The organism is Streptomyces sp. ATLC9, assembly GCF_057196705.1.
In genome coordinates this window covers 1-18768 of the sequence record NZ_JBXUOY010000079.1, presented here as the reverse complement: position 1 = coordinate 18768, position 18768 = coordinate 1, and the positions used below count along the sequence as shown (strand labels likewise).

Below are 18768 nucleotides of genomic sequence, written 5' to 3'. Positions count from 1 at the left end.
GCCCCCGGCACCGCGGCGGCGGGCGCGGCGGGCGTCGAGCGACCAGACCCGGCCGCAGCGGGTGAGCACCAGGTACATCGCCATCAGGTGGATGACGTTGTCGCCGCCGTCGCCCATGAAGACGCTGCGGTTCTGCAGGGACAGCACGCCGACCATGAACAGCACCGACATGGTCCTGGTCCGCCATCCGGCCAGCAGCGCGGCGGAGGAGAGGACGGCGAGGGCGTAGACGGCCTCGAACCAGACGGCGCTGTCGGACCACAGAAGCACCGTGAAGGCGTGGTTGCTCGCCACCAACCGCTCGCCCAGCTCCCAGCTCCACGGGCCGTCCGGGCCGTACAGCTCGCGCCGGTGGGGCCACTCGAAGAGCAGGAAGACCAGCCAGGTGAGGGAGAAACCGATCCGGACGACCGCGCTCTGGTACGGGCCCAGTGCCCGGTCGCTGATCCGGACGATGCCGCCCATGATCGCCTCGTCGGCCTTCGCCGACAGGCGCCCCGGCCACGGCCGGTGCGGTGCCGCGGGCGACTCGGCGGGCGGGCGCTCCCCGGGACCGGACGGGCGCTCCCGCGGCCGTCGGGCGCCGGGGACGGCCGGAGCGGGGGCGAAGGGGCCGTTCTCGGGCTGTGTCACTGGTCCTCCGGGATGTCCGTGCGGTCGACCGGCCACCAGGGCAGCACCCGGTACGTGGTCTCGGTGCCCGCGCTCTCACCACTCCACGGCGGCGGCGCGACCGGCGTGGTCGCCGACCGCACCTGCACGCGCCGGATCTCGCCGCCGTTCAGCTCGGGTCCGAACCGCGACATCACGATCCGCCTCAGATACTCCTCGGAGAGGTCTCCGCGCAGCCCGGTGGACCGGTTCTCCTCGTCGTGCGAGCCGGTGAAGAAGTCCCAGGCCCGGCGGAGCTCGTTCTGGTCGGTGTGGCTGGGGAAGGGATTGCCCCGGATCTCGTCGATGTCCATCGCCGTCAGGTCCACCCAGCCGGTCCGCTCGCGTCCGCCGTCCGGCCGGACCACCTCCGCGCGGGCGTGGACGGCGACGTTCTGCTGGAGCGGGTTGGGGGCGAACAGCTTCCAGTTCTGCTCGAACTCGGGGTTGATGTAGTCCGAGATCATCGGACCGTACTGCTTGCTGAGGGTGTTGTCCGGCGCGACGTGCAGGAAGACCATCGCCAGGTGCACACCGGTGAGCACGGTGACGACGCCCAGCGCCACCGCGACGGCGATCCGCGCCGTGGGCGGGAGGGACATCACGTCCGGGATCCGGCCGGAAGGCTCCCCGGAGGGCGCCCCGTCCACCGTCGGGGGCGACGGCGCCTCCTGACGCCGCTGTGCCTGTGGATCCATGCGCCCTCCCCGATCTCGGGCCCGGCCGGGCCCCGTTCTCACGACCCCGCGACACCGGTCGCGTTCCCCCGCGGCCGCCCCGGTCCGCGGCGACCTTACGAGGTTATCCACAGCCTTGACACCTTGGGGTCCGGACGACCACCATTGAACCGAACGATCGGTCGGTTGGTTCCTCGCCAGGAGCAAGGGAGCTCTGCATGACGACGCTGCTGCCGGAGACGGACCGGGGCGGAGGTCCCGGGGCGCACGAGGAGGCGTTCGACGCGGCGATCGCGGCGGACGAGCGGATCGAGCCGCGCGACTGGATGCCCGACGCCTACCGCGCCACGCTGGTGCGCCAGATCGCCCAGCACGCCCACTCCGAGATCATCGGCATGCAGCCGGAGGCCAACTGGATCACACGGGCGCCCTCGCTGCGCCGCAAGGCGATCCTGATGGCGAAGGTGCAGGACGAGGCAGGGCACGGGCTGTACCTCTACAGCGCCGCCGAGACGCTCGGCGCCAGTCGTGAGGAACTGCTGGACAAACTGCACTCCGGGCGCCAGAAGTACTCCTCGATCTTCAACTACCCCACGCTGACCTGGGCCGACGTCGGCGCGATCGGCTGGCTGGTGGACGGCGCGGCCATCACCAACCAGGTGCCGCTGTGCCGCTGCTCCTACGGGCCGTACGCCCGGGCCATGGTCCGCGTCTGCAAGGAGGAGTCCTTCCACCAGCGTCAGGGGTACGAGCTGCTGCTGGCGCTGAGCCGGGGCACCGAGGCCCAGCACGCCATGGCGCAGGACGCCGTGGACCGCTGGTGGTGGCCGTCGCTGATGATGTTCGGTCCGCCCGACGACGCCTCGAAGCACTCCGCCCGGTCGATGGCCTGGAAGATCAAACGGCACTCCAACGACGAGCTGCGCCAGCGCTTCGTGGACATCTGCGTCCCCCAGGCCGAGTCCCTCGGCCTGACCCTGCCCGACCCCGAACTGCGGTGGAACGAGGAGCGCGGGCACTACGACTTCGGGCCGATCGACTGGTCCGAGTTCCACGAGGTGCTGCGCGGCAACGGCCCCTGCAACGAGCAGCGGCTGGACCGGCGCCGCCGCGCCCACGAGGAGGGCGCCTGGGTGCGCGAGGCCGCCGCGGCATACGCCCGCAAGCACAGCGAGCGGGACGGCGACGGAAGGACGGCGGCATGACCACCAGCGAATGGCCCCTGTGGGAGGTCTTCGTCCGCAGCAGGCGCGGCCTGTCCCACACCCACGCCGGGAGCCTGCACGCCCCCGACGCCGAGATGGCCCTGCGCAACGCGCGGGACCTGTACACCCGGCGGTCGGAGGGTGTCTCGATCTGGGTGGTGCCGTCGTCCGCGGTCACCGCCTCCTCGCCCGACGAGAAGGACCCGTTCTTCGAGCCCGCAGCCGACAAGCCCTACCGCCACCCCACCTTCTACGAGGTTCCGGAAGGGGTGCGGCACCTGTGAGCGCTCCCCGTACGGCCCTGCTGGCCCTCGGCGACGACGCACTGGTCCTCTCCCACCGGCTGGGGGAGTGGGCCGGGAACGCCCCCGTTCTGGAGGAGGAGGTCGCCCTCGCCAACATCGCGCTGGACCTCCTGGGCCAGGCCCGCACCCTGCTGTCGATGGCCGGCGACGAGGACGAGCTGGCATACCTCCGCGAGGAGCGCGCCTTCACCAACGTGCAGCTCGTCGAGCAGCCGAGCGGCGACTTCGCCCACACCATCGCCCGACAGCTGTACTTCTCCGCCTACCAGGAGCTGCTGTACGAGCGGCTGGCCGGCGGCGGCACCGACGATGCGGAGCTCGCCGCGCTGGCCGCCAAGGCGGTCAAGGAGGTCGCCTACCACCGCGACCACGCCGAGCACTGGACGCTGCGCCTGGGCGACGGCACCGAGGTGAGCCACAGGCGCATGAAGGACGCACTGGAAGGGCTGTGGCGCTACACCGGCGAGCTGTTCCGGCCCGTGGAGGGCCTGGACGTCGACTGGGCCGGGATGGACTGGGAGTGGGCACGGCGCGTCACCGCCGTGCTGGAGCGCGCGACCCTCGCCGTCCCCGAGGGGCCGCGGAGCAGCCCCTGGGCCGCCGGCGCCGGGCGGCAGGGCGTCCACACCGAGCCCTTCGGCCGGATGCTCGCCGAGATGCAGCACCTGCACCGCAGCCACCCGGGAGCGTCGTGGTGACGCCCCCGGCGGAAGCGGCGGAGTCGACGACGGAGACGGGGACAGAGGCGACGGCGCTGGAGGCGGAGCTGCGCGGGATCGCCGGCTCCGTGCCGGACCCGGAGTTGCCCGTGGTCTCCCTGGCCGAGCTGGGGGTGCTGCGCGGTCTGCACCTGCTCGCTCCCGGCCGGGTGGAGGTCGAACTGACCCCCACCTACACCGGCTGCCCGGCGGTGGAGGCGATGTCCGCCGATGTGGAGCGGGCGCTGCGCGAGCACGGCGTGGCGGAGGTGACGGTCCGCACGGTCCTCTCCCCGCCCTGGACGACGGACGCGATCACCGCCGAGGGCCGTCGTAAGCTGGCCGAGTTCGGGATAGCCCCGCCCCGGCCCGGTACGGGTGGGAGCGCGGGCGCGGATGCCTCCGGAAGCGGCGGGCCCGTCGTGGTGGATCTGGCCATCCGCTGCCCCCACTGCGGTTCGACCGACACCACCCTGCTCAGCCGCTTCTCCTCCACCGCCTGCAAGGCACTGCGCCGCTGCGCCTCCTGCCGGGAGCCGTTCGACCACTTCAAGGAGCTGCTATGAGGTTCCATCCGCTCCGGATACGCGAGGTCGGGCGACTCACGGACGACTCGGTGGCCGTGGCGTTCGAGGTGCCGCCCGAACTGCACGACACCTTCCGCCACGTCCCGGGCCAGCACGTCACGCTGCGGCTCGAACTGGACGGCACGGAGGTGCGCCGCACCTACTCCGTCTGCTCCCCCGCCGTCCCCGCGCCCGCCGAGCCGGCGCTGCGGGTCGGCATCCGGCTGGTGGAGGGCGGCGCGTTCTCCACCCACGCCCTCAAGGAACTGTCCGCCGGGGACACGGTCGACGTGATGCCCCCGACTGGCCGTTTCACCCTGCGTCCCCGGCCCGGCCGCTTCGCGGCGGTCGTCGGCGGCAGCGGCATCACACCGGTGCTGTCCATCGCCGCCACGCTGCTGGCCGAGGAGCCGAAGGCCCGGTTCTGCCTGATCCGCACCGACCGCACCACGGCTTCGGCGATGTTCCTGGAAGAGGTCGCCGAGCTCAAGGACCGTCACCCGGACCGCTTCCACCTGGTGCACACGCTCTCCCGCGAGGAGCGCCAGGCGGGCCTGCCCACCGGACGGCTCGACGCCGAGCGCCTCGCCGACCTGCTGCCGGCCCTGCTGCCGGTGCCCGACGTGGACGGCTGGTTCCTGTGCGGGCCGCACGGGCTGGTCCGGGAGTCGGAGCGCGCGCTGGCCGCGCTCGGAGTGCCCGCCGCCGCGGTCCACCAGGAGATCTTCCATGTGGACGACGCCTCCCCGGCCGCGGAGAAGCGGACCGCCGCCCGGAGCGCGCCCGGCGGTTCGAAGCTCACCGCCACGCTCGACGGCCGGATGGGCGTCTGGCCGGCCGGCGAGGGCGAGACGCTGCTGGAGACGGTGCTGCGCAACCGCTCCGACGCGCCCTATGCCTGCAAGGGCGGGGTGTGCGGCACCTGCCGCGTGCGGCTGGTGTCCGGCGAGGTGAGCATGGACCGCAACTTCGCCCTGGAGCCGGAGGAGGTCTCGGCGGGGTACGTACTGGCCTGCCAGTCCCGGCCGGTCACCGAGGCAGTCGAGGTGGACTTCGACGCCTGACACCTGACAGCTGAGAGCCGCGGAGCCCTTCGGGCGATACGGCCCACGGTCCTGCGGACAACCGGCCTCCGCACGGCCGGTGGGCCCGGCGCGCTCCGTGCCGGGGCCCACGCGCGACTCATGCCACGTGCGCGGGTCCCTGCCCGTCGTTCACCAGCGGCTTCCCGGCCGCCTCCCAGGCCAGCATGCCTCCATCGACGTTCACCGCGTCGACGCCCTGCCCCAGCAGGTACTGCGTGACCTGTGCCGACCGGCCGCCGACCCGGCAGACCACGTAAACCCGCCGGTCCGCGGCCTTCCCGGTCACCTCTCCGAACCGCTCCACGAACTCGCTCATCGGCACGTGCAGAGCCTCCTCGGCGTGTCCGGCCGCCCACTCGTCGTCCTCCCGGACGTCCAGCAGGAGGCCCTCCGGCGGCACCGCCGTGACGTCCACCGACGGAATCCGGCCGTACTGCATCAGGTCACGCCCCTCTCACAGGCCCCGGCCCTCCGGCGCCGTCTCACAATGCTCCGTACAACACTCCGGCCGCCGGTCCGGCCGGCCGCCCACGAACCTAACCCGCCCGTCCGGGCTCCTCCGCCCGGCCCGTCCGGCCGGTCAGTTCGGCCAGACGCGCCTCCTTCCCGGCGATCCGCTCGTGCAGCCGCCCGGCGATCTCCTCCAGCAGGCCGTCCGGATCATCGGGTGCCAGCTTGAGCATGGAGCCGATCGCGCCCTCCTCCAGCTCCGCCGCGGCCGCGGCCAGCATCTCCTTGCGCCGCGCCAGCCACTCCAGGCGCGCATACAGCTCCTCACCGCGGGCGGCCTCCCGTTCCTCCACGGTCGGCGGCCCGGCGGCCCACTCCTCGGCCAGCACGGCGAGCGCCTCCTCATCCCCGTCGGAGTAGGCCTTGTTGGCCCGGGTCATGAACTCCTCGCGCCGCCCGCGTTCGGCTTCGTCCTGCACCAGGTCCGGATGCGCCGAGCGCACCAGTTCCCGGTACAGGCGCCTGGCCCGCTCACTGGGCCGCACCCGCTCCGGGGGCCGCACCCGCTGCCCGGTGAGCATGGCGACGGCCTCCGGCGGCAGCCCGGCGGAATCCATCCACCCCTGGTACAGCTCCTCCACGGCCGGCATCGGCAGGAAGGAGGCACGTGCCTCACGCGCCCTGCGCAGATCCCCGGGGTCGCCGGAGCACGCGGCCACCGCCTCGGCGATCAGGACGTCCAGCTCCTCGATCCGGCCGTACAGCGGACCGAGCCGCTGCTCGTGCAGCCGGGAGAAGTTCTCCACCTCGACCCGGAAGGTCTCCACGGCGATCTCGTACTCGATCAGCGCCCTCTCGGCCGCGCGTACGGCCCGCTCCAGACGCTCGACGGCCTCCCCGTCCGTGCTCGGGCCGCCCGTGCTCGGGACGGCCTCCGGCGCGTCGTACGGCTCATGCCCGGCCTGCCGGGCTTCCTGCTGGGCTTCCGGGTCCACGGACTTCCTCGCGACGGCGTTCCACTGCGCCCGGCCCTGATCGAGACCCTGACCGGGATTCACGCCGCGGCCACCGGGAAGGGTTCCCGGCCGGACGGCGGCGCCACCCGGCCAGCCTACGGCTCCCCGGGCCCGGGCATCACACCCCCGCCTCCGCCAGGGGCCTCATCTCCCCACGCGGGCCCTCCTCACACCTCCCGCTCGGCCGGCAGCCGCCCGGTGCGCACCGCGGCCGCCAGCTCCGCGTGGTCCCTCTCGGTGCGGTCGGCATAGGCCACCGCGAAGGCGGCCACCGCCTCGTCCAGCTCCTCCGACTTGCCGCAGTACCCCGCCAGCAGCCGCGGATCGGCGCTGTGGGAGTGCGCGCGGGCCAGCAGGGCCCCGGTCATCCGCGCGTAGTCGTCGATCTCGCCGGCGCCCAGCGCCGCCGGGTCCACGCTGCCCTTGCGGTTGCGGAACTGCCGCACCTGGTACGGCCGCCCTTCCAGGGTCGTCCAGCCCAGCAGGGTGTCGGACACCACCTGCATGCGCCGCTGCCCCAGCACCACCCGGCGCCCCTCGTGGTCCGGCTCCGGCCCGGCCAGGCCCGCCAGGGCCGTGTACGGCCGCAGCACCGACGGCCGCGCCTCCTTCACCTGGAGCACCAGCGGCTTGCCCCGGTGGTCCAGGAGCAGCACCACATACGAGCGCGTTCCCACACTGCCCGTGCCCACGACCCGGAACGCCACGTCGTGGATCGCGTACCGCGCCAGCAGCGGCAGCCGGTCCTCCGGCAGCGTCCCCAGGTACTCCTCCAGCGAGGCGGCCACGGCCGCCGCCTCCTCGTCGGAGGCCCTGCGCAGCACCGGCGGGGCGTCCACGAAGACCCGGCCGCCGTCGGCGGCCTCCCGGGTGGACTTGGCGGCGAAGCGCGCACTGGTGTTGCGCCGCGCCTTCTCCGCGACCCTCCGCAGGGTGCCCAGCAGATCGTGGGCGTCGGCGTGCGAGACGAGTTCCTCGTCGGCGACCGCGTTCCAGGCGTCGGCCGCCGGCATCCTCGCCAGCAGCCGCAGGGTGTGCCGGTACGCGCCGGCCGCGTCGCGGGCCGCCGTCCGGCACACGTCCTCGCCTGCCCCCGCCTCGCGCCCGGCGAGCACCAGGGAGGCGGCCAGCCGCTTGAGGTCCCACTCCCAGGAGCCGCGCACGGTCTCGTCGAAGTCGTTGAGGTCGATGGTCAGACCGCCGCGGGCGTCGCCGTAGAGGCCGAAGTTCGCGGCGTGCGCGTCGCCGCAGATCTGCGTGCCGACACCGGTGGTGGGCGTGCCGTGCGCCAGGTCGTACGCCATCAGCCCGGCGGAGCCGCGCAGGAACGCGAAGGGCGAGGCGACCATCCGGCCGACCCGGAGGGGCACCAGCTCCGCGATCCGGCCCCGGTTGGACTCCTCCACCGCCATCACCGCGCCCGGCCGGTCCGGGCTCACGGAGAACTCCGCGTGGGCGTGCCTGGGCACCGCCTCACGCAGCGCCCTGCCCTCCCGCTTCGGCTCCCGCGCACTCCGGCGGTCCGCGAAACCCGGCACATACGGCAGCCGCTCGTCCACGGCCCCCACCCCCTGCGACTTGCCTGCGGCCGGCTGCCGGCCGGCACCGACCGGGCCGCCCCGCGCCGACCGCGACGATCAGCGGGTTCGAAGGTACCTCCCGATCCCGGTCCCGGGCAGTGCCGGGACGACCGGAATCCGCGCCCCGCCGTCCGGGCACCCGGTCACGTCCGCGTGCCCGGTCCACCGGACGTCCGCCGCCCGCGCGCCCCGAGCAGGGCGCGGATCTCCCCATCGGTCGGGGGACCGGCGAACGTCTCCGCCACGACCTGGAGGAACTGCGCCGGTCCCGCCGGACGGAGGGCTGACCACCGTCGCGGCACGCCCGAACGAGGCCCCGGCGACCGGCCCGGCCGCCTTCCGCACCGGCTCCCGGGACCGCCGGCCACCGGAGCCCGCTCTCCGGAGGCGGAACTCGGAGCGGCCCCGGGCGGCCCGGAACCGGGAAACGAAACGAAGCGAGCCTCTCACCGTGACTTTCGTCACGGTGAGAGGCTCGCTCTCTGTGCGCGAGGGGGGAGTTGAACCCCCACGCCCTTTCGGGCACTGGAACCTGAATCCAGCGCGTCTGCCTATTCCGCCACCCGCGCATGGGTGCTGCCGCTTTGATCCTCCCACACTCACCGGAGTGCTCTCCTCCGGTCCGGCGGGACCGCCTGGCGACACACAGAACACTAGCACGCTGTCCGGGGTGGTCTCACACCCGTATCGACCGACCGCGGTTTGGGACACTGGTCCCGTGCCACCTCTACGATCCGTGTGAAGGTTGACACCCGCGCGCCGGACCACCGGTGGGGAACCAGCCGTTCACCCCGCGCGTGGATACGATCAGTAAGCAGTATCGGAAGGCAACGCGTCGTGCGCGACCGCGACCGGCGCACTAGAGCCGTGGGCATCGGGGAAGGAGGTGCACCGTGGGAGTTCTGAAGCGCTTCGAGCAGCGTCTCGAGGGTCTCGTCAACGGCACCTTCGCCAAGGTGTTCAAGTCCGAGGTGCAGCCCGTCGAGATCGCCGGCGCCCTCCAGCGCGAGTGCGACAACAACGCCACCATCTGGAACCGGGAGCGGACGGTCGTCCCCAACGACTTCATCGTCCAGCTCAGCGCCCCGGATTTCGAGCGCCTCAGCCCCTACTCCGGGCAGCTCGGCGACGAGCTGGCCGGCATGGTGCGCGAGTACGCCAAGCAGCAGCGCTACACCTTCATGGGCTCGGTCAAGGTCGGCCTGGAGCGGGCCGACGACCTCGACACCGGCCTGTACCGGGTACGCAGCCGCACCCTCGCCTCCAGCGCCTCCCAGCCCCAGCCCCCGTACGGCGCACCTCCCCCCGGAAACGCCTCCGGCGCCCCCGGCGGTTACGGGTACCCGCCGCAGCGTCCGGCCGGGCCGCCGCCCATGCCGGCCGGACCGCCCCCCGGGCAGGCCCCCGGCGCTCCGACGCCGCCCGACCGGACCCGCCGCTGGATCGAGATCAACGGCACCCGTCACCAGATCTCCCGTCCCACCATGGTGCTGGGCCGCTCCACCGAGACCGACGTGCGGATCGACGACCCCGGCGTCTCGCGGCGCCACTGCGAGATCCGGACCGGAGATCCGGCGACGATCCAGGATCTGGGCTCCACCAACGGCATCGTGGTGGACGGACAGCACACCACGCGCGCTACGCTCCGCGACGGCTCACGCATCGTCGTGGGCAGCACCACGATCATTTACCGGCAAGCCGAAGGGTGAAGCGGGGGCAATGTCAGAGCTGACCCTGACGGTCATGCGGTTGGGTTTTCTCGCCGTACTGTGGCTGTTCGTCATCGTGACCGTTCAGGTCATCAGGAGCGACCTCTTCGGCACCCGCGTGACCCAGCGCGCGGCCCGCCGCGCCGAGGCCCAGCGTCCTCCCCAGCCCCGCCAGGCCCCGCAACAGGCGGCCCGCGGCGGAGGCCGGCGCCGCGGCGCCCCGACCAAGCTGGTGGTCACCGAGGGGTCGCTCACCGGCACCACCGTGACCCTCCAGGGCCAGACCATCACGCTGGGCCGGGCCCACGACTCGACGATCGTGCTGGACGACGACTACGCCTCCAGCCGTCACGCCAGGATCTACCCGGACCGCGACGGCCAGTGGATCGTCGAGGACCTGGGCTCCACCAACGGCACGTACCTGGACCGGTCCCGGCTCACCACACCGACCCCGATCCCGCCCGGTGCGCCGATCCGCATCGGCAAGACGGTCATCGAGCTGCGGAAGTAGTGAACGCGACCATGACGACCGGAGGGTGGGCACCGTGCGGATGTACCCGGAGCCGACGGGCGAGGTGCGCATGAGTCTGTCACTGCGCTTCGCCGCCGGATCGCACAGAGGCATGATCCGCGAGGGCAACGAGGACTCCGGTTACGCCGGTCCGCGGCTGCTCGCGATCGCCGACGGGATGGGCGGCCAGGCCGCCGGCGAGGTCGCCAGCTCGGAGGTGATCTCGATCCTCGTGCAGCTGGACGACGACGTTCCCGGCTCCGACCTGCTCACCTCGCTGGGCACCGCCGTGCAGCGCGCCAACGAGCAGCTGCGCGTCATGGTCGAGGAGGACCCACAGCTGGAGGGCATGGGCACCACGCTCACCGCCCTGCTGTGGACGGGCCGGCGGCTCGGTCTGGTACACGTCGGGGACTCCCGCGCGTACCTGCTGCGCGACGGCCGGCTCACCCAGATCACCCAGGACCACACCTGGGTCCAGCGGCTGGTGGACGAGGGCCGGATCACCGAGGAGGAGGCCACCACCCACCCGCAGCGCTCCCTGCTGATGCGCGCGCTGGGCAGCGGCGACCACGTGGAGCCCGATCTGTCCATCCGCGAGGTGCGGGCCGGTGACCGCTACCTGCTGTGCTCCGACGGTCTGTCCGGCGTCGTCAGCCACCAGACGATGGAGGAGACCCTCGCCGCCCACCAGGATCCGCACGAGACCGTGCAGGAGCTGATCCAGCTCGCCCTGCGCGGCGGCGGCCCCGACAACATCACCTGCATCGTCGCGGACGTCCTGGACGTCGGCGACGACACCCTCGCCGGCCGGCTCAACGACACCCCGGTCATCGTCGGCGCCGTCGCCGAGAACCAGCAGCAGCTCGGCGACGGCGGCGCTCCCCGTACCCCCGCCGCCCGCGCCGCCGAGCTCGGCCGCGGCGGCGTGCCCCAGCAGCAGTCGCCCGAGGGCCCGCAGGGAAGCTTCGGCCCGCCCGGCAGCGGTGACGCCACCCCGCCCGCCGGGGCGTTCGGCGCCTACGCCGAGGGCGATTTCGCCAAGCCGCGCAAGCGGTTCAGGTGGCTGAAGCGGATCTTCCTCGCCCTGCTCGTCCTCGGCCTGCTCGGCGGCGGCCTGTACGGCGCCCACAGATGGACCCAGACCCAGTTCTACGTCGGAGCCGACGGCGACCGCGTCGCGATCTACCGCGGCATCAGCCAGAAGCTGGCCTGGATCAGCCTGAGCGAGGTCGAGCGGAGTTCCCCGGTCGAGCTCAAGTACCTTCCGACCTACCAGCGCAACGAGGTCGAGGCCGGGATCTCCATGGACAGCCTCGCCCAGGCGGAGAGCCGGCTGGAGAAGCTGGCGGAGCAGGCCGAGGTCTGCGAGATCGTCGCCGCCCAGCGCAGGGAGAAGGAGCGCGCGGAGGCGGAGGCCGGAAAGGCCGGTGAGAGCGGCTCAGCCCGCGACGGCGCCGGAGCCGGCGAGCGCTCCGAGCCGTCCGGCTCCCCCGACCCGGCCGCCTCCTCCGCCGGCTCCCTCAACTCCGCCGCCACCGCAAGCGTCACGAGCCCGACCGCTCCCACCCCCGGCCCCGCCCTTCCGGAGGAGCAGCAGAGGCTCGCCAAGCAGTGCACCACGTCATAGGGGGCCGCACGCCATGAGCACCAGTCACGCCACCGGAACCACCGGCAGCAATACGACGATCTCCCCCGGAGGTCTGCCCAGCCGCCGCAACACCGAGCTGGCGATGCTCGTCTTCGCCGTGCTGATCCCGGTGTTCGCCTACGCCAACGTGGGCCTGGCCATCAACGGCGAGATGCCCGCGGGCATGCTCGGCTACGGCCTCGGCCTCGGTCTGATGGCCGGCGTGGCCCACCTCGTGGTGCGCAGATTCGCGCCGTACGCCGATCCGCTGATGCTGCCGATCGCCACGCTCCTCAACGGGCTGGGCCTGGTCCTGATCTGGCGGCTCGACCAGTCGGAGAAACTCGCACGGCTCAAGGAGGGCTCCGCCGCCCCCAACCAGCTGATGTGGTCCGCGCTGGGCATAGCGCTCTTCCTCGCGGTGCTGGTCTTCCTCCGGGACCACCGCATCCTGCAGCGCTACACCTACATCTCCATGGTCGTGGCGCTGGTCCTGCTGATCCTGCCGATGTTCTTCCCGGCGGTCTACGGCGCGAAGATCTGGATCACCATCGGCGGGATGTCCATCCAGCCGGGCGAGTTCGCCAAGATCATCATCGCGGTCTTCTTCGCCGGCTACCTGATGGTCAAGCGGGACGCCCTGGCGCTGGCCAGCCGCCGCTTCCTGGGCCTGTACCTGCCGCGTGGCCGCGACCTCGGCCCGATCCTGGTGATCTGGGCCCTGAGCGTGCTCATCCTGGTCTTCGAGACCGACCTGGGCACCTCGCTGCTCTTCTTCGGTCTCTTCGTCGTGATGCTCTACGTGGCCACCGAGCGCACCAGCTGGATCCTCTTCGGTCTCACCCTGGCCGTCGTCGGCGCGGTGGCCGTGGCCAGCTTCGAGCCCCACGTCCAGAGCCGTGTGCAGGACTGGCTCGACCCCTTCCACGTCGTCCGCGAGACCGGCAACCCCAACCAGCCCGCACAGGCCCTGTGGGCCTTCGGCGCGGGCGGGATCCTCGGCACCGGACTGGGCCAGGGTGACTCCGACCTGATCGGCTTCGCCACCAAGAGCGACTACATCTTCGCCACCGTCGGCGAGGAGCTGGGTCTGGCCGGCGTCATGGCGTTCGTGCTGCTGTACGGGCTGCTCGTCGAGCGCGGCATCCGCACCGCACTGGCCGCCCGCGACCCGTTCGGCAAGCTGCTGGCCGTCGGGCTGTCCGCGGCCTTCGCCATCCAGGTCTTCGTGGTGGCCGGCGGTGTGATGGCCCTGATCCCGCTGACCGGTATGACCATGCCCTTCCTCGCACAGGGCGGCTCGTCGGTGATCTCCAACTGGGCTCTGGTCGCGATCCTGCTGAAGATCAGCGACACCGCCCGGCGGCCCGCGCCCGCCCCAGCGCCCTCACCCGATGCCGAGATGACCCAGGTGGTCCGATCGTGAACAAGCCTCTGCGCCGTATCGCCGTCTTCTGCGGTCTGCTGATGGTCGCGCTGATGATCCGGGCCAACTGGATCCAGTTCGCCCAGGCCGACGACCTCCAGAACGACCCGAAGAACCGCCGCGTCGCCATCGAGCGGTACGCCCAGCCGCGCGGCAACATCATCGTCGACGGCAAGGCCATCACCGGCTCGAAGGAGACCGAGGGCACCGACTTCAAGTACAAGCGGACGTACAAGAACGGCGAGATCTGGGCCCCGGTGACCGGCTACGCCTCCCAGGCCTTCGGCGCCACCCAGCTCGAGGGCATCTACGACGGCATCCTCACCGGCGACGACGACCGGCTGTTCTTCAACCAGACCATCGACATGCTCACCGGCGAGGACCAGAAGGGCGGCAACGTCGTCACGACGCTGGACGCCGACGTCCAGAAGGCCGGGTTCGGGGCCATGGGCGACAAGAAGGGCGCCGCCGTCGCGATCAACCCCGAGACGGGCGCGATCCTGGGCCTGGTCAGCACCCCCTCCTACGACCCGTCCTCCTTCGCGGGAAGCTCCTCCAAGGACGCCGAGAAGTGGAACGCCCTGCTGGACGACGAGGACAAGCCGCTGCTCAACCGGGCGCTGCGTGAGACCTACCCGCCCGGCTCGACGTTCAAGGTCGTCACCGCCGCCGCGGCGCTGGAGAGCGGTCTGTACGAGAGCATCGACGAGAAGACCGAGTCCCCGGACCCGTACCAGCTGCCCGGCACCAGGACCGACATGGTCAACGACGGCGACCATCCCTGTGAGAACGCCTCGCTGCGGGTGGCCATGCAGTGGTCGTGCAACACCGTCTTCGCCAAGATCAGTCACGAAGTGACCAACGAGAAGATGATCGAGTACTCCGAGAGGTTCGGCTTCGGCCAGGAGCACTTCGTCCCGGTCCGCACCGCCGAATCCGTCTACCCCGAGGACATCGACTCGCAGAACGCCATGGCCGGCATCGGCCAGGCGTCCAACCGCGCCACCCCGCTCCAGATGGCCATGGTCGCCGCCACCGTCGCCAACGACGGCAAGATGATGGAGCCGTACATGATGGACCAGCTCATCGCGCCGAGCCTCAGCGTCGTCGAGGAGCACAAGCCCCGGGAGATGGGGCAGGCGGTCTCGGGCGAGACCGCGCAGCAGCTCCAGCGGATGATGGAGACGGTCGTCGAGGAGGGCACGGGAACCCCCGCGCAGATCAACGGCGTCACAGTGGGCGGCAAGACCGGCACCGCGCAGCACGGCGAGAACAACGAGAAGAACCCGTACGCCTGGTTCATCTCGTACGCCAAGACCTCCGACGGCTCGACCCCGGTCGCCGTCGCGGTCATCGTCGAGAGCGCCGACGTCCTCCGTGACGACATCGCGGGCAGCAAGCTGGCCGCCCCGGTGGCCAAGGCCATGATGGAGGCGGCTCTCGACGGCAAGAGGTGACCGGAGACCGCCGGTCACGCCGGTGGTCACATCAGTGGTCGCATCCCGGCCCGCCGCCCGGTCCGGGTACCGTATGCCGAGCAGCACCGCCGGACCGCGCAGGGAGACGGTCAGGACGCACGGAGAGGGCTGGAGACTATGGAAGAGCCGCGTCGCCTCGGCGGCCGGTACGAGCTGGGCTCGGTGCTCGGCCGGGGTGGTATGGCCGAGGTCTACCTCGCCCACGACACCCGCCTGGGCCGCACCGTCGCGGTGAAGACCCTCCGGGTGGACCTCGCGCGCGACCCCACGTTCCAGGCCCGTTTCCGCCGTGAGGCCCAGTCCGCCGCCTCGCTCAACCACCCGGCGATCGTCGCCGTCTACGACACCGGCGAGGACTACGTCGACGGGATCTCCATCCCGTACATCGTCATGGAGTACGTGGACGGCTCGACCCTGCGCGAGCTGCTGCACTCCGGGCGCAAGCTGCTGCCCGAGCGCTCCCTGGAGATGTGCGTCGGCATCCTCCAGGCGCTGGAGTACTCGCACCGCAACGGCATCGTCCACCGCGACATCAAGCCCGCGAACGTCATGCTGACGCGCACCGGGCAGGTCAAGGTGATGGACTTCGGCATCGCCCGTGCCATGGGCGACTCCGGCATGACCATGACCCAGACCGCCGCCGTCATCGGCACCGCCCAGTACCTCTCCCCGGAGCAGGCCAAGGGCGAGACGGTCGACGCCCGCTCCGACCTGTACTCCACCGGCTGCCTGCTGTACGAGCTGCTGACGGTGCGGCCCCCGTTCGTCGGGGACTCCCCCGTCGCGGTGGCGTACCAGCACGTGCGCGAGGAGCCGCAGCAGCCCAGCTCCTTCGACCCCGAGATCACGCCCGAGATGGACGCCATCGTCCTCAAGGCGCTGGTGAAGGACCCGGACTACCGCTACCAGTCCGCCGACGAGATGCGCGCCGACATCGAGGCGGCCCTCGACGGCCAGCCGGTCGGCGCCGCCGCCGCCATGGGTGCGGCCGCCTACGGCGCGGGCGGCGGCTACCACCCCGAGGACCAGCCCACCACCGCGCTGCGCGCCACGGCCCCGGCATCCGCCCAGACCTCGATGCTGCCGCCGATGCGCGAGGACGACGGCGGCTACGGCTACGACGAGCGGCCCGACCGGCGGCGCGGCGGCGGGGGCCGCAACCGGCTCTCCACGGCCCTGCTGGTCCTCGGCGGCATCCTGGTGCTGATCGGCGCGGTCTTCATCGGCAAGGTGATCTCCAGTCCCACGGACAACAACCCGACGGTGCCGAACATGATCGGGGACACCCTCGAGGAGGCCCAGCGGAAGGCCACCAATTCCAGACTCGAGGTGGCCAAGGGCTCCGACGAGTTCTGCGAGGAGAAGGAGGGCACCGTCTGCAGGACCGACCCGGCGGCCGACACCGAGGTCGAGGAGGGTGAGACGGTCACCCTGATCATGTCCAAGGGCCCCAGCGAGGTCGAGGTCCCGGACGTCGTCGGCGAGACGGCGGACGACGCCGAGCAGGAGCTGAAGGACGCGGGCTTCGAGGTCAAGCGCGAGACCGAGGTCTCGGAGCAGCCGGCCGGCACCGTCACCGAGCAGGCCCCGGGCAGCGGCGAGAGCGCCAAGCCGGGCGCCACCGTCACCATCACGGTGGCCACGGAGGACCCGCGGCCGACCCTGCCGCCCGTCGTCGGGCAGGACTTCGAGGCGGCCAGGAAGCAGTTGCAGGACGCGGGCTTCACCAACATCTCGCGTGCCGAGCAGGAGAACGGCGAGCAGCCCCCGAACACGGTCCTCAAGCAGGACCCGGAGGGGAACCAGAAGGTGGAGGCGGACACCGCCATCACCCTGATCGTGGCCAAGGCGCCGGCGGAGGAGCAGGTGGCCGTCCCGGCCATCGCGGCGGGCACACCGCTCAAGGACGCCCGCAAGACGCTCCGGGGCGCCGGGTTCAACGTCAACGTGGCGGGCCCCGACGACGGCGACGCCGTCGTCCTCACCACCGACCCGCCCGCCGGCACCCAGCTCAAGAAGGGCGAGACGGTCACCGTGCGCACCTTCGGCGGCGGAGGCGGCGGGGACGGCAGGCCGGGCGGTGGCGGCGGTTTCATCGAGGGGATGACCGGCGGGGACGACTGATCCCGCCGGACGTCCGCCGCCCGCGAGCGGGATACGTCCGAGGGCCCCGGCCGGAAGCGACCGGTCGGGGCCCTCGGACGTCCGGTCCCGTTCCGGGCAGGGCGGTGGTGCGGGCAGGGCGGTGGTGCGGGCGGTACGCGCGGCGGCCGGCGCGTACCGGTCAGCGCAGCTCCTCCGGCGGGGTGCGCCGCTCGTCCACCTTCTCGGTGCGCACCAGCTCGCCCCAGACGATGTAACGGTAGTCGGAGGTGAGGATGGGGGTGCAGGTGGTCAGGGTGATGTACCGGCCGGGCTTCTTCCTCCCGGATTCCTCGGGGGTGTCCGCCAGCACGTCGACGTTGTACTTGGAGGTCTTGGGGAGCGTCTCGTAGACCTTGTAGACGTACCAGGTGTCCTCGGTCTCCACCACGATCGGGTCGCCCTCGTCGATCTTGTGGATGTCGTGGAACTTGGCGCCGTGGCCGTCGCGGTGCGCGGCCAGCGAGAAGTTGCCCTCGCCCTCCCAGGGCGGGGTGGCCTTCACGGGCTCGGTGTAGTAGCCGGCGACACCCTTGTTCAGCTCATCGGTGTCGGTGCCCTTCTTGATCAGCACCTCGCCGCCCATCGACGGCACATGGAGGAAGCCGACGCCGTCCCCGCCCTCGTACTCCTTCTTCCCCTCGCCGCCCGGCCCGTCCTCCGCCCAGCTCTCGCGCACCTCGTTGCCGTCGCGCTCGGCCTCGCGGTTGGCGACCACGTTCGTCCACCACAGCGAGTAGGCGACGAAGAGGCCCATCAGCACACCGAAGGTGATCAGCAGCTCGCCCAGCAGGCTGACGGCGGAGGCCGCCCGGGAGCGCCTGCGGCGTGGTGCGGACGGCTGATCCGTCCGCGAACCGTTGTCCTGGTCGATCGCTGCCACCCGACGCACCGCCCGTTCCCCTCCGCAGTTCCTGCGCGCAGGCTATCGGACGAGAGCGTCCGGCTTCCCCTCGCTGCGCGGGCGCTCCTCGGCCAGCTTCCCCCAGACGATCATCCGGTACTTCGAGGTGAACTCGGGCGTGCAGGTGGTCAGGGTGATGTACCGGCCCGGCCCGGTGAACCCCGACTCCTCGGGCACGGGGTCGATGACGCCGACGTTCGAGGGCAGGGTGGAGTCGAGGCGGCTGGCCATCTCGTAGACGTAGTAGGTGTCCTTGGTCTCCACCACGATCGGGTCGCCCGGGTCGAGCTTGTTGATGTAGCGGAAGGGCTCGCCGTGGGTGTTGCGGTGCCCGGCCACCGCGAAGTTGCCCTTCTCGTCCCAGGGCATCGCCGTCTTCAGGGGTTCCTCGCCGTAGTGGCCGACCATGCCCCGGTCGAGGACGCCGCCCTCGTCCACGCCCTCGGCGACGGGCACCTTGACGTCCAGCTTGGGGATGTGCATGATCGCGAACCCCTCGCCGGCGGAGAAGGCCCCGGGGGCGCGGCTCTCCCCGTCCCCCTTCTCGCCCCACCGCTGCTCCAGCTTCTTCGCCTCGTTGCCCGCCTGGCGGTCCGCGATCACGTTCGTCCACCACAGCTGGTAGGACACGAACAGCAGCATCACCACGCCGAGGGTGATGAACAGCTCGCCGACGACCCGGCTGGCGACCACCATCGGGCTCTCGCGGCTCGCCCGCGCCGCGCGCCGGCGCGC

The 18768-nt window shown here is 71.9% G+C and carries 17 protein-coding genes, 1 tRNA gene and 1 pseudogene; 11 read left to right on the top strand and 8 right to left on the bottom strand.

The features are described from left to right. Together AC2CJA_RS11410 and AC2CJA_RS11405 are read right to left on the bottom strand one after the other, a co-directional pair. Nucleotides 1-465: pseudogene (locus AC2CJA_RS11410) on the bottom strand (HTTM domain-containing protein); the annotation flags it as partial. A 164-nt stretch (nt 466-629) separates the two neighbouring features. Further along, a complete protein-coding gene (locus AC2CJA_RS11405; RefSeq protein ID WP_484602553.1) occupies nt 630-1349 on the bottom strand; it encodes a DUF5819 family protein in 720 nt (239 codons plus the stop codon). A 197-nt stretch (nt 1350-1546) separates the two neighbouring features. Here AC2CJA_RS11405 and paaA point away from each other — a divergent pair, with 197 nt between their 5' ends. Genes paaA through AC2CJA_RS11380 form a run of 5 tightly spaced genes read left to right on the top strand, consistent with a single transcriptional unit; the run spans nt 1547 to nt 5166 of the window. Then, nucleotides 1547-2533 (top strand): 1,2-phenylacetyl-CoA epoxidase subunit PaaA, encoded by a 987-nt coding sequence (gene paaA / locus AC2CJA_RS11400; protein WP_484602552.1) that lies wholly within the window; start codon nt 1547-1549, stop codon nt 2531-2533. After that, nucleotides 2530-2817, top strand: a complete 288-nt coding sequence (gene paaB, locus AC2CJA_RS11395) for a 1,2-phenylacetyl-CoA epoxidase subunit PaaB (RefSeq protein WP_093851005.1) — start codon at nt 2530-2532, stop codon at nt 2815-2817. Before paaA ends, paaB begins: the two co-directional genes overlap by 4 nt. Continuing rightward, nucleotides 2814-3536: a 1,2-phenylacetyl-CoA epoxidase subunit PaaC gene (paaC, locus tag AC2CJA_RS11390; RefSeq protein WP_484602551.1), complete on the top strand. Its 723-nt coding sequence runs from the start codon at nt 2814-2816 to the stop codon at nt 3534-3536. Before paaB ends, paaC begins: the two co-directional genes overlap by 4 nt. Continuing rightward, the gene (gene paaD, locus AC2CJA_RS11385) at nt 3530-4102 is read left to right on the top strand and encodes a 1,2-phenylacetyl-CoA epoxidase subunit PaaD (protein WP_484602550.1); all 573 of its coding nucleotides are present in this window, start codon (nt 3530-3532) and stop codon (nt 4100-4102) included. The genes paaC and paaD overlap by 7 nt, the downstream gene beginning before the upstream one ends. Continuing rightward, nucleotides 4099-5166, top strand: coding sequence for a 2Fe-2S iron-sulfur cluster-binding protein (locus AC2CJA_RS11380; RefSeq protein ID WP_484602549.1), 1068 nt, complete (start codon nt 4099-4101; stop codon nt 5164-5166). The genes paaD and AC2CJA_RS11380 overlap by 4 nt, the downstream gene beginning before the upstream one ends. A 118-nt stretch (nt 5167-5284) precedes the next feature. On the opposite strand, the gene AC2CJA_RS11375 is transcribed toward AC2CJA_RS11380, so the two are convergent. The 4 genes from AC2CJA_RS11375 to AC2CJA_RS11360 all read right to left on the bottom strand — a co-directional run bounded on the left by AC2CJA_RS11375 (nt 5285) and on the right by AC2CJA_RS11360 (nt 8802). Then, nucleotides 5285-5626: a rhodanese-like domain-containing protein gene (locus AC2CJA_RS11375; RefSeq protein ID WP_484602548.1), complete on the bottom strand. Its 342-nt coding sequence runs from the start codon at nt 5624-5626 to the stop codon at nt 5285-5287. Nucleotides 5627-5723: 97 nt separating this feature from the next. After that, nucleotides 5724-6632: a hypothetical protein gene (locus AC2CJA_RS11370; RefSeq protein ID WP_484602547.1), complete on the bottom strand. Its 909-nt coding sequence runs from the start codon at nt 6630-6632 to the stop codon at nt 5724-5726. Nucleotides 6633-6820: 188 nt separating this feature from the next. Beyond that, the gene (locus AC2CJA_RS11365; protein ID WP_484602546.1) at nt 6821-8221 is read right to left on the bottom strand and encodes a DUF2252 domain-containing protein; all 1401 of its coding nucleotides are present in this window, start codon (nt 8219-8221) and stop codon (nt 6821-6823) included. 497 nt (nt 8222-8718) lie between these two features. After that, nucleotides 8719-8802: transfer RNA gene (locus tag AC2CJA_RS11360), tRNA-Leu, on the bottom strand. A gap of 324 nt (nt 8803-9126) precedes the next feature. On the opposite strand from AC2CJA_RS11360, the gene AC2CJA_RS11355 reads away from it, so the two are divergent. From AC2CJA_RS11355 to pknB, 6 genes are all read left to right on the top strand, one after another. Then, complete coding sequence (locus AC2CJA_RS11355) at nt 9127-9942, top strand: FHA domain-containing protein (RefSeq protein WP_484602545.1); 816 nt, start codon at nt 9127-9129, stop codon at nt 9940-9942. A 10-nt stretch (nt 9943-9952) separates the two neighbouring features. Then, on the top strand, nt 9953-10453 hold the full coding sequence (locus AC2CJA_RS11350) for an FHA domain-containing protein FhaB/FipA (RefSeq protein ID WP_484602544.1): 501 nt from the start codon (nt 9953-9955) through the stop codon (nt 10451-10453). 40 nt (nt 10454-10493) lie between these two features. Continuing rightward, nucleotides 10494-12083: a Stp1/IreP family PP2C-type Ser/Thr phosphatase gene (locus AC2CJA_RS11345; protein WP_484602554.1), complete on the top strand. Its 1590-nt coding sequence runs from the start codon at nt 10494-10496 to the stop codon at nt 12081-12083. A gap of 13 nt (nt 12084-12096) precedes the next feature. Next, nucleotides 12097-13509, top strand: coding sequence for an FtsW/RodA/SpoVE family cell cycle protein (locus AC2CJA_RS11340; RefSeq protein ID WP_484602543.1), 1413 nt, complete (start codon nt 12097-12099; stop codon nt 13507-13509). Continuing rightward, nucleotides 13506-14966, top strand: coding sequence for a peptidoglycan D,D-transpeptidase FtsI family protein (locus AC2CJA_RS11335; RefSeq protein WP_484602542.1), 1461 nt, complete (start codon nt 13506-13508; stop codon nt 14964-14966). The genes AC2CJA_RS11340 and AC2CJA_RS11335 overlap by 4 nt, the downstream gene beginning before the upstream one ends. A 138-nt stretch (nt 14967-15104) precedes the next feature. After that, nucleotides 15105-17111 (top strand): Stk1 family PASTA domain-containing Ser/Thr kinase, encoded by a 2007-nt coding sequence (pknB, locus tag AC2CJA_RS11330; RefSeq protein WP_484602541.1) that lies wholly within the window; start codon nt 15105-15107, stop codon nt 17109-17111. 160 nt (nt 17112-17271) lie between these two features. Here pknB and AC2CJA_RS11325 read toward each other — a convergent pair whose 3' ends face one another. Then, on the bottom strand, nt 17272-18012 hold the full coding sequence (locus AC2CJA_RS11325; RefSeq protein WP_484602540.1) for a class E sortase: 741 nt from the start codon (nt 18010-18012) through the stop codon (nt 17272-17274). A 42-nt stretch (nt 18013-18054) separates the two neighbouring features. Then, a partial coding sequence (locus AC2CJA_RS11320) for a class E sortase (RefSeq protein ID WP_484602539.1) occupies nt 18055-18768 on the bottom strand: 714 nt, incomplete at its 5' end.